Consider the following 18,095-nt stretch of genomic DNA (forward strand, 5'->3'; position numbering starts at 1 on the left):
TTGATATGTGCGGGATAACAGGCTGGATCGATTGGGAACATAACTTAATGCATCAAAAACATATTTTACAAAAGATGTCTGATTCTATTCGTCATCGGGGACCGGATGCTGAAGGATGTTGGATCACGGAACACGCAGCTTTAGCGCATCGGCGTTTAATAGTAATTGATCCTGAGGGCGGGGTTCAACCCTTTATCTATCACGAGTCTGAACCTTTATATGCTATGACTTATAATGGGGAGATATATAATTATCTTGAACTGCGCCGTGAATTAATTGAACGAGGACATCGATTTAAAACCAATTCTGACACGGAAGTATTGCTTTATGCTTACATGGAATGGTCAGAAGATTGTGTCAAACATTTGAATGGTATTTTTGCCTTTGCTATTTGGGATCAGATGAAGCAAAGTCTGTTTTTAGCACGAGATCATGTAGGCGTCAAGCCCCTATTTTATTATCAACAAGGAAGCTCCATTTTATTTGGTTCTGAAATAAAGGCAATTCTTGCTCACCCGGAAGTGAAACGCGAAGTTGATTTCCAAGGATTGGCTGAATTGATTGCTCTTGGAGGCATACGTACGCCCGGCAATGGAATTTTTTCAAATATTTTCGAAGTAAAGCCTGCTCATTCCATAACCTTTACAAAGGAAAGGATAAGAGAGGCCCGATATTGGCAGCTCCAAAGTAAATTACATACTGAAACGGCAGAACAAACTGCTGAACATATCAGATACTTGCTAGAAGATACAGTTAAGCGCCAATTAATTGCTGATGTTCCGGTTGTATCCATGCTATCAGGTGGATTGGATTCAAGCGGCTTAGTTTCGATTGCGGGACGTCAATTTTTTGAGAAAGGTCAGCAGCTATCTACATACTCTGTTGACTTTGCAGGAAGTGATCAGGATTTTGTAGCGGATAGAGCTCGTCCTAGTTTAGATGCACCGTATGCAAAAATGCTGTCTGAGTATGTGGGAACGAAGCATCATTTTATTACGCTTACCTCTGAAGAATTGCTCGAAAATTTACTTATTCCCATGCGTATGCGTGATTTACCCGGCTATGGCGATATGGAAACATCCTTACACTTATTATGCAAAGAGATGAAGAAGGATGCTACGGTAGCTATTTCGGGTGAGTCGGCAGACGAAATATTTAGCGGGTATCCATGGTTCCACCAAGAAGAGTATTTGGATTCTCGTATGTATCCATGGCTGTTAAACACATGGGATAAATTTGCTTCTTTATTACAGCAGGATGTGATTGAGGGCATTCAACCAAATCATTATGCAGCGATGAGATATGCTGAAGCGACGAAGGAAGTACCCCTGCTTGAAAATGAAACAATAACACAGATGCATCAACGCAAAATGTCGTATTTATTCATCACTCGCTTTTTGGTCGGTTTGTTGGAGCGCAAAGATCGGGCAAGTATGTATGCGGGCTTTGAGGTCCGTGTTCCTTTTTGCGATTACCGTTTAGTGGAGTATGCATTTAATATTCCATTTGAGCTAAAGACCGTGGGTAACATCGAGAAAGGGATACTTCGTCAAGCCTTCCTAGGTTCTATACCAGAAGAAGTGCGACTTCGTAGAAAGAGTGCTTATCCATCGACCCAAGACCCAGTCTATTTCGCAGGTGTTCAGTCTATCTTTCAAGAGATGATGTCAGATCCGAATGCACCTCTTCATGATTTATTGGATAAAAAGAAAGTGATGCATGTAGTAGATGGGAACTCCTCGCTGCTGCAGGGAAAAATGCACTCTAGTCAAGGACTGTTACTCAAACTAATGGAGTACTTTATTCAGGTAAATATGTGGCTAAGCGAATATAAAATTGTGCTACAATCCGCTAACCGCAATCTGCATGGCTCAATGTAAGTATTGAGATACCAGCACAATATTGAGTATGTATGACTAATCTTTATTCCTTTCTACCTTGAGGTGTTTTCAGGTGAATCCATCGGTTGTATTTATGTATTCGGGTCAAGGCTCACAGTATTATCAAATGGGAAAAGCCTTATTTGAGCACAATAGTATTTTTAGATCGTACATGAATGAATTAGATGCGAAAGTGCGCGAGCTGATTGGCATATCGGTACAGAGTGAGTTGTATGGAATCAATAGGAAAATGACAGAGCCATTTACTCGTACGCTACATACGCATATTTGTATTTTTATGGTGGAATATGCCACTACGATGGTTTTGATAGAAAATGGAATTGTCCCAGATGCTGTTATTGGCGTTAGTATGGGGGAATTTGCAGCATCGGCAGCAGCAGGTGTATGTAGTGTGGATACAGCACTCAAATCTGTTGTGAAGCAGGCCCAATTACTAGAAAAACATTGTGATGAAGGGGCGATGTTAGCTATTCTGGATCGTCCGTCCCTTTTTTTGTCTGATTCGGTGTTATATGAGAATAGCGAAATGGTTTCTATTCATAACGAGAATCATTTTATTGTATCAGGTAGAAAAGAACATATGGCGATGATAGAACAGCATGCGAAGAAAAATGGAATCATGCATAGCAAATTACCGGTTACGCATGGGTTTCATTCTTCTAGCATTGATCCTGCATCAGATGAATACGTTGCTTTTTTACAAAAGCAACTTTTTCTTGATCCTAAAATCCCTTATATATCGAGTGTGTCCGGCAGATTGCTCAGAGAATGGGACACGGATTATTTTTGGCAGGTGATTCGAAAGCCCATTCAATTTACAGAGGGGATCACCTTCTTACAAGAAGACGATGACGATCGAATTTATATAGATGCAGGTCCTTCAGGAACGCTGTTTACTTTGTGTAAATCGATGTCCAATCTAAAAAAGAATCAAATGGTGCTACCCATTATCACACCATATAAAACGGAGCTGCAAAATTTGGATTACATCTTAACGAATTACGCTCGCAAAAGTAGGATTACAGTAAAAAAGGAGAATAAAAGTATGCTTGCTTTTGTATTTCCTGGACAAGGATCGCAAAAAAAAGGAATGGGAGGAGATTTATTTGATCAGTACCCTGAAATCACGCGTCAGGCTGATTCAATTTTAGGATACTCCATTAAAGAATTGTGCCTAGAAGACCCATTCGGAAGATTGCAACAGACCGAGTACACACAGCCTGCGCTGTATACGGTAAACGCATTGATGTATTTGAATACTGTTAACGAAACAGGGAGAAATCCAGATATCCTAGCAGGGCACAGTTTAGGTGAATATAATGCGTTGTTTGCAGCAGGGGCTTTTGATTTTGTAACCGGATTAAAACTGGTGAAAAAAAGAGGGGAAGTAATGAGTCAAGCTGTTGGAGGGGGCATGGCAGCAGTTATAGGAATAGATGAGAAGCAGATGAAGCATATCTTGCTTCAAAATCAATTAGATAGCATTGATATTGCGAATTTTAATTCCCCTCGGCAGTTGGTCATTTCCGGACTACAATCAGATATTGCTCGGGCCAAGCTGGTGTTTGAAACGATTGAAGGCACCGCGTATATTCCGTTACGAGTAAGTGGAGCATTTCATTCAAGATATATGAGGGAGGCAAGAGAGCAGTTTAAGAATTATATGGATTCATTCGCGCTTTCTGAATGTACCATCCCTGTACTGTCAAACGTCAACGCAAGATTCTATCAAAAAAACGAGATGAAAATAAATTTGGTCAGACAAATAACTGAGTCAGTCCGCTGGTGTGAGACAGTGCAAGTGTTAATGGGATTTGAAGGAATTGAAATCAAAGAAATTGGACCAGGAAACGTGTTAACAGGACTGATGCGAAAAATAACAGCAGAAGCAACCCCCATCTACTTACCTATTGAAGCGAAGCATCAGCCTATAAATTCTGCTATTTTTCAGCAATCCAATAGCGATAGCGATGAAAAGCACTTCATTCAACAACCAAACGGTAAACGAATTACAGCTATCGGATGCAAGCAATTTATGCAGGATTATCACTTGAAATACCCCTATGTAGCTGGCGGTATGTATATGGGGATCTCTTCCAAAGATGTGGTGGTGAAGCTGGGGAAGGCTGGGATGATGGGCTTTTTCGGTACTGGAGGTTTACAGCTGGCTCAAATCGAGGAATCGATTCAATACATTCAAAAGGAGCTAACTAGCGGACAAGCGTATGGAATGAACCTACTTCACACTCCAGATCAACAAGAAAGGGAAGATCAACTGGTTGAGTTGTATATTCGGCATGGCATCAACGTCATAGAAGCATCTGCTTACATGAGCATAACTCCAGCATTACTAAAATATCGTGCGCATGGAGTCAAAAGGCTCCCGGATGGAACTGTAATGAGCACGAATCGAATCATAGGCAAGGTATCAAGAGCAGAGGTGGCTGAACTATTTTTACGTCCTGCCCCAGAGTACTTAGTCGAGAAAATGGTTAGGGAAAATCAAATTACCAGAGAACAAGCTCAATTGCTCAGTAAAATCCCTATGGCGGATGACTTGTGTATCGCAGCTGACTCAGGGGGACCTACCGATGGAGCAGTAGCATACGTTTTATTGCCAGCTATGATACAGCTACGTGATGAGATGATGAGAAAATATAAGTACTCTAAGAAAATTAGAATTGGCGCAGCAGGAGGAATTGGTACTCCTGAGGCTGCTGCGGCAGCTTTTATTCTAGGAGCGGATTTTATCTTAACGGGTTCTATTAATCAATGTACCGTAGAAGCAGGAACAAGTGAGGCTGTTAAAGACTTGCTACAGCAGGTACACATTCAAGATACCGCTTATGCACCGGCAAAAGAGCGGTTTGAAATAGGAGCTAAAGCTCAGGTTGTAAAAAAGGGAGTGTTTTTTCCTGCTAGAGCAAGTAGGCTGTTTGAATTATATTCTCGATATCAATCGCTTGACGAGATGAATGAAAAAGATAAAAAACTTATTCAGGTTAAATACCTGAAACGTAGTTTTGAAGAGGTTTATGAGGAATGCAAGCAGAACGCCTCCCCAGTTGAAATAGATAAAGCAGAAAAAAATCAGAAGTATAAAATGGCTATGATTTTTAAGTGGTATCTGGCTCATTCTTTTCATGTAGCAATAGATGGCATTTTGGAACAACAAGCAGATTACCAGATTTATTGTGGGCCAGCGTTAGGAGCGTTTAATGACTGGGTAAGGGGAACAAGTTTGGAGAGCTGGAAAAATCGTCATGTAGATGAGATCGGTGTAAAAATAATGGAAGAAACTGTTAAAGTTTTGAATGGGAAATTTCAAAATCTTGTGATGTGCTAGTCTGATTGGAAAATTCATTACTGAAACGAGGTATATTTCATGTTATCCACCTTACATCATTATTCTCATGGGTATTTGGCAATTCCAGTGCTTTTATCGTGCAAAAAACGAGGTTTATTTGATCTTTTGCAAAAGAGCCAGCCTACTCCGTTTAGTCAGCTTGTACATGAGCTGCACGCTAATAGTGGCCACTTACGCAGTGCTCTTCAGTTATTAGAATCTCTACAAATCCTATATCGAGATAATAAGGATACGTATGCTTTACTGGCCGGATGGGATGTAGTAGAAACAATTCCGGAAGATGTTATGGAGCTTTTCGAGTTTCCGATGAAGGAATACTTCAAAAAATCCCAGAGAAAATATCGATTGCAAAAATGGATTGAGCTGTCCGGTCAACAATGGAATGTCGACAACGTGATGTATTCACATTTTTTAGACGGGATCATTTTGATTCCTTTGTTATGCTCGTTGAATGAACAAGGATTCATTTTCCGGGATTCTCCTCAGCAAAATGAACTGTTGCTTCAAAACCTATCTGGTATCGCTAAGCAAGAAATTACGCAGTTATTTCTGCAAAAGAATTGGCTGGATCAAACAAGAAAGAACGGGGTTTTAACGGAAAATGGCAAGTGTATGCTAGACACGATTTTGAATACGGCATCCATTCAGTCCTATCGTTCCATAATAAAAAATATAGATCAACTATTATTTGGTGATTGCCAAGCTATTGTTGCTAGTATGAACCAAGCGTATGAGACATATATGGAACGTATGCTAGAGATGCTAGAGTGCGGCACTCAGCAAGAGGAGTATTTTCATGATTTAGAGCAGATAATCATTTCTATTTTTAATAGAGAACCGATAGAGGAGCAGCCGAAATATATAGCTAATATGGGATGTGGCAATGGATTGCTTCTAAAAAAAATATACGAGACGATCAAAATGAAGTCGCGAAGAGGCAAGAGGTTCGATGAATGTCCCTTGACGTTGATTGGAATTGACAACAAGGAAGAATCTCTAGCAAAAACCGCTATCACTTTAAAGGATATCAACCATGTTTTGCTTAAAGGGACGCTTGATAATCTAAATGAGCTGATGACTGACTTGCGAAAAGAAGGAATTAGTGACACAGAACATATTTTACATGTTCACTCATTTTTTAATCACGATCGACCTTTCATCGTATCAGCAGAAACAGATGAAGCAGGTTATCAGGCTGCAAGCTTCACAAAGTCAATTTTTGTAGATCAATATGGACGTGAATGTTCTTCTGCATTAGGAATGAAAAAACTGCACGAACACCTGCAACTTTGGTCACATCTAGTTAATAAGCATGGCGTGATCCTTTTAGAAGCGCATAGTTTGGAACCGAAAACGATTAGTCCATATATAGATAAAGGTGAAGGCTTACATTTTGATGCGATTCATAGATTCTCGCACAGACTGTTAGTAGAAGCAGATACTTTTATGTTGACTGCCGCTGAAGTAGGATTGTTTCCTCATAAACAATATTTCCATAAATATCCAAAAGACGTGCCTTTTTCACGCATTACGTTACATTCGTTTGAGCAGAGAGAATATCGGATTAGGATGGCACATGAGGATGATATTTCAGAATTAAGGCAGCTTGAGCTGCAATGCTGGGGGGAGGAACTAGCGGCTCCTGCTGAAAGGATTCTACACAGAATAAGGAAATATCCACAAGGGCAGCTAGTCCTTGAAGTAGATAATCGAGTAGTCGGTGTTATTTATTCACAAAAAATTAGAGATATCAACGATATAAAGGCATTTCAAAGCAATACTGTTGAACAGATTCACCATCCTGAAGGGACAATTATACAACTGCTAGCTATCAATATCCTGCCCGAGATGCAGGATCGCAAGCTGGGAGATCAGCTTTTAGAATTTATGCTTCAGCGTTGCAGTTTGATAAGCGGAGTTAGGAGTGTCGTTGGGATAACAAGGTGCAAGGATTATCAGCGATATTCTAAGATCGCTAAGGACAAATATATCACTCTTCGAAATAAAAATAATAAATTAGTCGATAAAACATTGCGATTTCACGAAATGCATGGAGCAAGGATTAAGGAATTAATTCCCAACTATCGTCCATTAGACGATGCCAATCTTGGCTATGGGGTACTTGTTGAATACGACATGTTAAATCGGGGAAATGATGAGCCTCCTGCTATAGAACGAAATCAAGAATGTCATGAGAAGAATAGTCATTCTTTTCAAACGGAGAGCACGGATCGTTCTGAGACTATTACAGCTTTCGTGCTAGATTGTATAGGTTCTCTTTTGAATGAAGAGAGAAAGGATGTTCTAGCTTATGTAGATCGTCCTCTTATGGAGCTTGGCTTGGATTCAGGAGATTTGCTGGAATTAAACGATCAGCTAGGTACGAGGTTTCTACTCGAACTCGAAACAACATTCTTTTTTACATACAATACCGCTAGAAAAATCATTTCGTATCTCATAGAAAATGCAAATGAAATAGCGCAGGCATCTGCAGCAGAAGAATCTGTTTTAAAAAATGAGGCAGTTTCAAGGGGTCATTCTGATGAAGAAAAGGATGACATTGCAATTATAGGCGCGGCTTGTCGTCTTCCTGGAGGGGTGAGCAATCTCGATGAATTGTGGAAATTATTAATCAACAATCGTTGTGCTGTTAGACAGTTGCCCGAACAAAGATGGGCTTGGCCCGATACGATTCATCCTGCTGCGGAGCATAAGGGAATTGACCAAGGTGGATTTTTGGATGATATTGCTGAATTTGATCCGCTGTTTTTTAGAATTTCCCCTTCAGAGGCGGAGATTTTGGACCCTCAGCAACGTTTACTTATGGAATTAAGCTGGGAGTGTATAGAAGGGGCTAATTATTCTGCAAGTGCAATCTCAGGTAGTAATACAGGTGTATTTATAGGAGCAAGCGGCTCCGATTATAGCAAGCTTATAGATCGCTGCAGCGATGAGGTTCAAGCTAAGTATGGAATAGCTACATCCATGGCGATTCTGTCTAATCGAATCTCTTATTTTTATAATCTTCATGGTCCTAGTGTTCAAATCGATACAGCTTGCTCCAGTTCTTTGGTTGCCGTTCACCAAGCCGTTACATCTCTACAAACCGGAGAGTGCGAGCAGGCTTTAGTAGGCGGGGTCCATCTGATGTGTCATCCTGCTAACAGCATTGCTTATTATAAAGCTGGAATGCTGTCCACAGATGGAAAATGTAAAACGTTCGATAAATCTGCAAATGGCTATGTTCGCGGGGAAGGTGGAGTGGTACTACTGTTAAAGCCTGTGAAACAGGCAAAGCGCGATGGCGACTCTGTCCTCGGTGTCATAAAAGGAACAGCTATTAATCATGGAGGACAGGCAAACGGAATAACTGTGCCCAATCCAGCAAAGCAAGCTGCTTTAATCAAGAAGGCCTTCCGATCAGCCAATATTGCCCCAGAGTCTGTAGGCTATATTGAAGCACATGGGACAGGCACTCCATTAGGTGATCCGATTGAATTTGCAGCCTTGAAGGACGCGTTTTTAGAACTTTCACAACGAAATGACAACAGAAGTGAACCCTATTGTGGGTTAGGCTCGATTAAAACAAATATCGGACATCTGGAAGCTGCCGCCGGGTTGGCAGGCTTAGTTAAGGTTTTAGTCAGTTTACGCCATCGTATGATACCGGCATCGTTGCATTTTCAGGAGTTAAACCCGCACATTCCTATTGAGAACTCCCCATTTTATATTGTAACGAGTAATCAAGAGTGGAGGCCGCCTTATAGAGGAGGCTTGCGCAGAGCGGGAATTAGCAGTTTTGGCTCGGGTGGTTCAAATGCTCATATTGTGATTGAGGAATATCAGTCCATCCATAGGGTAGATACGAAAAGGGCTGCCAGTAATAACAATCCTGTCATGATCGTGCTGTCGGCTAGGAATGAAAATCGTTTACAGGAGCAAGTGAAGCAATTATTACACGAAATTAAAGAGCAAAACCTCACAGATGTTCATCTCAAAGATATGGCCTATACCCTTCATGTTGCAAGAGAAGCAATGGAAGAGAGATTTGCTACCGTCATATGCGATATTGATGAATTAGAAAAATCATTAATCGATTACCTTGATGGGAAAGGAACACTGAAAAACAATTATCAGGGGAATGTGAATAAGAATAATTCGATTTCCAGTTTATCGATTGGAAATGAAGAGAAGCATGAGATGGTTAATCACTTTATTGGTAACAATGATTTGCATCAATTGGCTTATTTATGGGTGTCCGGGCTAGACATTGATTGGAAGGCGCTGTACAAATCCGAGGAAGATCATCGAAAAATGTCACTACCAACATATCCGTTTGCAAGAGAGCGTTATTGGATATCAGAGATAGATTCTAGTTACGGCATTAGCCAGACAGAAAAAATATCAGCGGATACACGAAATATGCTTCATCCGCTGTTGCAGCAAAATACATCTAATTTATCAACGATTCGCTTTTGTTCCACGTTTACAGGCAAGGAATTTTTTCTAAAGGATCATGTAGTAGGTGGCTGCAAGGTTTTACCTGGCGTTGCTCATTTGGAAATGGCGCGCAAGGCTATGGAGCAAGCTCTGGAAAAAAAGCATGATCAGGTGATTGAACTTCATAACGTGATTTGGAAAAAGCCCCTCCTCCTAGAGAAACAAGCGAAGCAAGTGCAGATTCGCGTTTTTTCAGGAGTACAAGGTGAGATAAATTATGAGATTTACAGCGAGGAAATACCAAAAGGTGGAAAGTTTAATGTGTTTAGCTCAGGCTATGCAGTATGCAGGGCACAAAAGGAAGCATTAGTCTTGGATATCTCCGGCATACTCTCCGCATGTAAGCAGCATGTGCTGACAGCTAGAGAATGTTACCAAGCTTTTCAGCAGGTGGGGATTACTTACGGCAGAAGCCATCAGGGAATACAGCGTGTGCATATAGGAGAGGATCAGGTATTGGCCGAGCTAGTCTTGCCTGCTTGCATAGAACCTACCCAAGAACAATTTGTCCTGCATCCTAGTTTAATGGATGCTGCTTTACAGGCATCCCTTGTATTTCAGATGCGATTAAAGAATAGCTGCAACGCGTCCGTACAGCCATCATTACCTTTTGCTTTGGAAAAGCTCGAAATCGTTCGCCCGTGCACATCCAAAATGTGGGCTCATGTACGGCATAGCGAAGATTATATCAGTGGAAATGAGACACAGAAGTATGATATCGACCTTTGTGACGACACTGGAAACGTTTGTGTCCGAATGTTTGGGTTTTCGTCAAGGGTATTAGAGGGGAATATTGCAACCGGTGGCTCTACTGATTCTACACCGAGAGAAACTATAATGACCTCGCCATTTGAAACTGTGATGATATCCCCGATTTGGGAAGCAATCCGTCATGAAGAAGGACAAAAGCTTCCTGCTCTCAATGACAACCTCGTCATAGTTGGAGGCACTGAAACCATCTGGAACGAAATCGGAAAGCAATACCCGCATGCGCGTGTGCTATCCATTCATCATGATGATTCAGTTGAGGAAATGGTCCAGAAATTAAGCGAGCTCAACCCGATCGACCATATGCTATGGATTGCACCGGAGGAGCAGCTGCCATCCCTAACAGACGACAGCATCATCGAGGGACAGGAAAAAGGGGTGATTTATCTCTTTAAAATCATCAAAAGCTTGCTAGCCCTAGGGTACGATAGCAGGGAAATAGGCTGGACGGTAATTACCCAAAAAGCTCAGCCTCTTCATAAATACGATGAGGTAAACCCAACCCATGCCAGTATTCACGGCTTAATGGGGACGCTGGCCAAGGAATATAGCCATTGGAAAATCCGAGTGATCGACCTAGAATTCCTAGCGATCTGGCCCATGCAGGAGCTGTTTACCCTGCCAAGTGATGCAGACGGGAACCCTTACGTTTACCGGGAACAGCAATGGCATCAGCAGGAGCTGGTTCCTGTCCGTTATAACAAGCAGGAGGAAACGCTGTATAAAACCGGTGGCGTGTATGTCGTGATCGGAGGCGCCGGGGGAATTGGCGAGGTATGGAGTGAATACGTGATTCGGATGTACGAGGCCAAGGTGATTTGGATTGGCAGAAGAGAAAAGGATGCCAATATTCAAGCAAAGATAGACCGGCTAGCATCAATCGGCCCCGCACCGAGCTATTTCGTGGCAGATGCAACAGACCAGGAAGAGCTGTACCGCGCCTACGAAGAAATCAAACAGCAATACGGCTCCATTCATGGAATCGTCCATTCTGCCATCGTGTTGCTGGATAAAAGTCTGGCGAATATGGAGGAGGAAAGATTCCGGGGTGGACTTCGTGTCAAAGTGGATGTGAGTGTGAATATAGCAGCGGTATTTCAGGATGAGCCGCTTGATTTCGTGTTATTTTTCTCGTCAATGAATTCGTTTGTAAAAGCCGCTGGACAAAGCAACTATGTAGCAGGCTGTACCTTTAAGGATGCTTTTGCCAGCCAATTAGCCCTGGAATGGCCGTGTGCCGTAAAGGTGATGAACTGGGGGTATTGGGGAACGGTAGGTACGGTAGCGTCCGAGGAATATCAAAGACGGATGAAAAGCAGAGGGGTTGGTTCAATTGAGCCTCCAGAAGCAATGAGTGCATTAGAAGCCCTCTTGGTCGGACCGATGAATCAATTAGCGTTTGCAAAAATGACTACGTCTTCTACGTGGGTAGATGTTAATCGAAAAAAGTGTATAACGATTCATCAATAGAAAAATTCGTATTCGTCAAAAATCAATCAATGGAGAGATAAAACATGAAAAATGATGATCAATTCATTTATGTGACGAAGCAATTGGACGATATGGATAAGCTTCTAATCAAATTATTGTGGGAAAAATGTCGAGGGATAAAGATGTTTACATCTAACTCCTTCAATCTAGCAACTGTTATAACAAAAATAGGAATTATCGATTTATATAAAAAATGGGTAGATGAGACGTTTGCTATATTTACGAGGAGCGGGTATTTGTCATTTGACGGTGAAACGTATACGGTCACGAAAAATACATCTATTGAAGATACCAGCGCTTGGAAAGAGTGGGAACATCGAAGGGAAGCGTGGCTAAAAGATGATAACCTAAAATCCCAGGTTGTATTGGTAGAGACGATGCTAGGTGCGTTACCTGACATACTTACAGGGAAACAACCTGCCACCGATATCATGTTTCCCCAATCATCCATGTCTTTGGTGGAAGGAGTATATAAGCACAATTTACTCGCAGATTACTTTAATGATGCACTTGCTGAAAAAATAGTCGTGTTTATGCAGGAGCGTGGCATACAAAGCAGCGTTACAAGTAAACCAATTCGAATCTTAGAGATTGGAGCCGGGACGGGAGGAACCAGTGCCAGCGTTCTTCCCAGACTAAAGCCGTATCAGGAGTATATCGAGGAATATTGCTATACAGATCTTTCTTTGGCTTTTCTTAGACATGGAGAGAAGGAATATGGCCCAGAGTATCCATTTGTCACATTTAAGATTTTTAATATTGAACAACCTGTTGCCACTCAGGATATTGATCCGAACGGATATGATCTGGTCATTGCTACAAATGTTGTGCATGCCACGAAAAATATCCGTCATACGCTACGCAATGTAAAAGCGGCAATGAAAAATAATGGTTTATTGCTATTAAATGAAATAGCTGATCGTTCTGTGTTTACACATCTTACCTTTGGCTTTTTACAAGGCTGGTGGATGTATGAAGATACAGCTCTACGTATTCCGGGCTGTCCAGGCTTATATCCAGATAGCTGGAAAAAGGTACTAAAATCGGAAGGATTCCATTCTATTGACTTCCCCGTAGCTGAACAAAACGAATATAAGCAACAGATTATCTGTGCAAAAAGCGATGGAGTCAGCATACAACTTCAAGACTTTGGCCCAGTTACAGCTATGGCAGACAACAAAAAAGATGAGAGAAAGACACTGTATACTCATAAGGAGCATCAACAAAAGCAGTCTGAATGGGAAAGTCCGAAAGACAAGCTGGAGCATATGAATATAACGGATCAAATGATCGAGGAGCATCTTATCCAAATAATTCGGGAAAGCATTTCTGAAGAATTAAAGATCAATGAGGCAATGATTCATAATGATCAGAGTTTTTCGGAGTACGGTGTAGATTCAATTATAGGCATTCAACTTATTCAGCGCATTAATAATAGATGTCATACACGGCTACAAACGACTGTTGTCTTTGATTATAATAACGTGAATCAATTGGTTCACTACATGATAACGGAATATAGACCGACACTAGGAGCTCTATTGGACACACAAGAACCTTTGGATGTCTCAAGCTCAATTAAGGAGAACAAAGAAGGGGACATGCAAAACAGTCAACGAACAGTAACCGCAACTAGCGAAAAAAGGATCGAAAAAAGTGATTTTATAAAAGCTAGCATGAATCATCCGAATGAACATTCAACCCTTATGAGGGAACGGTCTAAGTTTCATAGGGTGCTTATTAAATCCCCAGGAGGAATCGATGATATTCAGATTGTAGAGTCAGATATTTTGGAATTGAAAGAAGATGAGGTGAGAATTTCGATTCGAGCTTTTTCCTTAAATTTTGGGGACCTATTATGTTTACAAGGCTTATACCCGACTATGCCCCCCTATCCGTTTACTCCTGGATTTGAAGCTAGTGGTGTAGTAGTTGAAGTGGGGAGTGCGGTGAGCACGATCCGTCTTGGAGATGAGGTAGTGTATTGCGGGGGAGAGCATTTGGCTGGACAGGCCAGTTTACTTACATGTAAGGCAGCCTATGTTTTTCCCAAGCCTGCTTCGCTGTCCTTTGAGGAAGCGTGCTCCTTACCCGTTGTATCAATGACGGTGATAGCTGCTTTTCGTAGGGCACAGGTAAAGAAAGGCGAAAAAATTCTCATCCAAACAGCAACGGGCGGAGTTGGACTTATTGCTGTCCAACTGGCTAAGCATTATGGAGCTGAAATTTATGCGACTGCAAGCTCTGAGCATAAGCTAGAGTATGTAAAGCAAATGGGTGTATCACATGCAATTAATTACATTGAGTCTGATTTTGAGCAAGAAATCTATCGACTGACGAATGGCCAAGGGGTTGATATCGTCATCAATACGTTAGCAGGAGATGCGATTCAAAAAGGCTTAGGCTGTCTAGCAATAGGTGGTAGATACATTGAAATTGCGATGACAGCACTGAAAAGCGCCCGAGCCATTGATTTGTCCATTTTAAGCAACAATCAATCTTTTATAAGCCTTGATCTGAGAAAATTGATGCTGGAGCAGCCTAACGCACTACGTGATTATCGAAACGAGATGCTTCGATTAGTGAAGGACAATGTGATTCAGCCGACTATCTATAAAGTATTTTCTTTTGACGAGATAAAAGAAGCTTATCAGTGTATGAAAAATCGAGAGAATATCGGAAAAATAGTTGTACAGCTACCGAAACAATATCAATATATACCAGCCCTAGCAATCCAGAGAGAACCAATAGCGATTATTGGGATGAGTGGACGATTCGCAAAATCAAAAACGGTTGATGAGCTATGGGAGCATCTATCAAAGGGCCGTGATCTTGTAGAAGAGGTATCGCGTTGGGATTTATCACAGTATTACGATGAAAGTGCCTCCTATTGTAATCAGGGCAGTTTTGTGGATCGTATCGACCAATTTGACCCACTCTTCTTTAATATTTCAGGTGTTGAGGCCATGTATATGGACCCGCAGCAACGAATCTTTTTGGAGGAATCCTGGAAAGCATTAGAGGACGCTGGATATGCCGGAGCGGGAGTCCAGGGCAAGAAGTGTGGAGTGTATGTGGGCTGTAGCGGGAAAGACTATCAAAATTTATTCGATACGAAGCCTCCTGCCACTTCATTTTGGGGAAATGCGGCTTCCATCATTCCGGCACGCATTGCATACTATCTCGATTTACAGGGTCCGGCGATAGCTGTAGATACTGCGTGCTCCAGTTCGTTAGTAGCGATCCATCTTGCTTGTCAAAGTCTTTGGACCAAAGAAACAGAGATGGCATTGGCCGGCGGTGTTTTCCTTCAATCGACTCCTGCTTTTTATCTGGAGTCGAATCGAGCAGGGATGCTGTCTCCTGCTGGTCGCTGTCATACCTTTGACGAACGGGCGGATGGTTTTGTTCCCGGTGAGGGAGCTGGGGTCATCATACTGAAGCGTTTGTCTGATGCCATCGCGGATCGGGATCATATTTACGGAGTGATTCGTGGCTCGGGAGTCAACCAGGATGGCAGTACAAATGGCATTACAGCACCTAGCGCCAAATCGCAAGAACGATTGGAGCAAGAGGTATATGATACCTTTAACCTTCAGCCCAGACACATTCAAATGATCGAGGCCCATGGAACAGGCACGAAGCTGGGTGATCCAATCGAATTTCAGGCCTTGACGCGGGCATTTACGAAATACACGGATGAAAAAAATTATTGTGCAATCGGATCAATAAAAAGTAACCTTGGACATTTAGCCTTTGCGGCTGGAGTCACAGGCATCATTAAAATTTTATTGTCTTTACAGCACAAACAGATTCCGCCAACACTGCATTTTCAGAAGGGAAATCCAAATATCGAGTTTGAAGATAGTCCCTTTTATGTCAATACCTCACTGACAGAGTGGACGGCAGAACCAAACAAGAAGCGCTGTGCAGCCATTAGCTCATTTGGCTTTAGTGGAACAAATGCACATATGGTTATCGAAGAAGCGCCGAGCAGACAATTAACACCTTCATCAAAACCGGGCTATTTACTAACATTATCCGCTCGTACACAAGACCAGTTAAAGCAACAAGTGGAGCAAATCGTTCAGTATTGTGAAAAAGCAGAGCAGGTTCACTACGGAAATATGAGCTACACCTTATTGCTGGGAAGAAAGCACTTTAATCACCGCCTAGCCTTTGTGGTTCACAAGCGCAATGAACTCGTAGATGTTTTGAAAAGATGGCTAGAAAAAGGAAAAGCACCAGATGTATATACCTCTATCGTAAATAAAAATGAACAACGCGAGCAAATCGCATTAAAGCGCTACGGAAATGAATGCCTGCGAAATATAAATGGGGATATGGCTGCCAATGAATATATTGAACAACTGTCTATTCTCGCGTCCTTGTATACCCAAGGGTATGAATTAGATTTTGAGCATTTGTTTGAAGAAGATCACTTTGCGAGAATCCCGCTTCCAACTTATCCGTTTGCCAAAGAGTTTTACTGGGTGCCTGAAAGAGACGAGGATTCCATTGGGCATGACAATAAAGCAAGTCAGGAACCATCCAATGAACTGCCTTCATTATTGCCGTCACATACATCTGAGGTACAAGAGGAAGTGATCCAGTCTGATAAGCTTTCCGCAATTGATGAAGAAGCTATTATGGTAGCGCCTGTTTGGGAACCTCTATGTTTTGGCAAGCAGCAAATGATTCCTGCGTTACATGAAAATCTCGTCATAGTTGGAGGCACTGAAACCATCTGGAACGAAATCGGAAAGCAATACCCGCATGCGCGTGTGCTATCCATTCATCATGATGATTCAGTTGAGGAAATGGTCCAGAAATTAAGCCAGCTCAACCCGATCGACCATATGCTATGGATTGCACCGGCGGAGCAGCTGCCATCCCTAACAGACGACAGCATCATCGAGGGACAGGAAAAAGGGGTGATTTATCTCTTTAAAATCATCAAAAGCTTGCTAGCCCTAGGGTACGATAGCAGGGAAATAGGCTGGACGGTAATTACCCAAAAAGCTCAGCCTCTTCATAAATACGATGAGGTAAACCCAACCCATGCCAGTATTCACGGCTTAATGGGGACGCTGGCCAAGGAATATAGCCATTGGAAAATCCGAGTGATCGACCTAGAATTCCTAGCGATCTGGCCCATGCAGGAGCTGTTTACCCTGCCAAGTGATGCAGACGGGAACCCTTACGTTTACCGGGAACAGCAATGGCATCAGCAGGAGCTGGTTCCTGTCCGTTATAACAAGCAGGAGGAAACGCTGTATAAAACCGGTGGCGTGTATGTCGTGATCGGAGGCGCCGGGGGAATTGGCGAGGTATGGAGTGAATACGTGATTCGGATGTACGAGGCCAAGGTGATTTGGATTGGCAGAAGAGAAAAGGATGCCAATATTCAAGCAAAGATAGACCGGCTAGCATCAATCGGCCCCGCACCGAGCTATTTCGTGGCAGATGCAACAGACCAGGAAGAGCTGTACCGCGCCTACGAAGAAATCAAACAGCAATACGGCTCCATTCATGGAATCGTCCATTCTGCCATCGTGTTGCTGGATAAAAGTCTGGCGAATATGGAGGAGGAAAGATTCCGGGGTGGACTTCGTGTCAAAGTGGATGTGAGTGTGAATATAGCAGCGGTATTTCAGGATGAGCCGCTTGATTTCGTGTTATTTTTCTCGTCAATGAATTCGTTTGTAAAAGCCGCTGGACAAAGCAACTATGTAGCAGGCTGTACCTTTAAGGATGCTTTTGCCAGCCAATTAGCCCTGGAATGGCCGTGTGCCGTAAAGGTGATGAACTGGGGGTATTGGGGAACGGTAGGTACGGTAGCGTCCGAGGAGTATCAAAGACGGATGAAAAGCAGAGGGGTTGGTTCAATTGAGCCTCCAGAAGCAATGAGTGCATTAGAAGCCCTTTTGGTCGGACCGATGAATCAATTAGCGTTTGCAAAAATGACTACGTCTTCTACGTGGATCAATGTTAACAAGGGACATTCTTTTGTTTTGGTGTAATAAAATTACTCTAATGTAAAATAAAAGGATTCTGGCTTATCGAAT

Annotated in this window: 4 protein-coding genes; all 4 read left to right on the forward strand. The window is 42.3% G+C overall.

The window, feature by feature from the left end:
• The first annotated feature begins 5 nt into the window (after positions 1-5).
• The 4 genes from asnB (at position 6) to QZ995_RS03290 (ending at position 18,050) form a co-directional block, all read left to right on the forward strand.
• Entirely contained in the window at positions 6-1,880 is a 1,875-nt protein-coding gene (gene asnB, locus QZ995_RS03275; RefSeq protein WP_301802945.1) for an asparagine synthase (glutamine-hydrolyzing), read from the forward strand.
• Between the two features lie 73 nt (positions 1,881-1,953).
• Positions 1,954-5,247, forward strand: a complete 3,294-nt coding sequence (gene fabD, locus QZ995_RS03280; protein WP_301802948.1) for an ACP S-malonyltransferase — start codon at positions 1,954-1,956, stop codon at positions 5,245-5,247.
• Positions 5,248-5,286: 39 nt separating this feature from the next.
• Positions 5,287-12,006 carry an SDR family NAD(P)-dependent oxidoreductase gene (locus tag QZ995_RS03285; RefSeq protein ID WP_301802951.1) on the forward strand — a complete coding sequence of 2,240 codons (6,720 nt, stop codon included), beginning with the start codon at positions 5,287-5,289 and terminating at the stop codon, positions 12,004-12,006.
• Between the two features lie 44 nt (positions 12,007-12,050).
• Positions 12,051-18,050 (forward strand): SDR family NAD(P)-dependent oxidoreductase, encoded by a 6,000-nt coding sequence (locus QZ995_RS03290; RefSeq protein WP_301802954.1) that lies wholly within the window; start codon positions 12,051-12,053, stop codon positions 18,048-18,050.
• Positions 18,051-18,095: the final 45 nt, after the last annotated feature.

This window comes from Brevibacillus laterosporus, from assembly GCF_030489605.1.
Taxonomy (GTDB): domain Bacteria; phylum Bacillota; class Bacilli; order Brevibacillales; family Brevibacillaceae; genus Brevibacillus_B; species Brevibacillus_B laterosporus_E.

Coding starts and splice junctions, on each gene's coding strand:
- asnB (WP_301802945.1), top strand. CDS start 6: ATGTGCGGGATAACAGGCTGGATCGATTGGGAACATAACTTAATGCAT.
- QZ995_RS03285 (WP_301802951.1), top strand. CDS start 5,287: ATGTTATCCACCTTACATCATTATTCTCATGGGTATTTGGCAATTCCA.
- QZ995_RS03290 (WP_301802954.1), top strand. CDS start 12,051: ATGAAAAATGATGATCAATTCATTTATGTGACGAAGCAATTGGACGAT.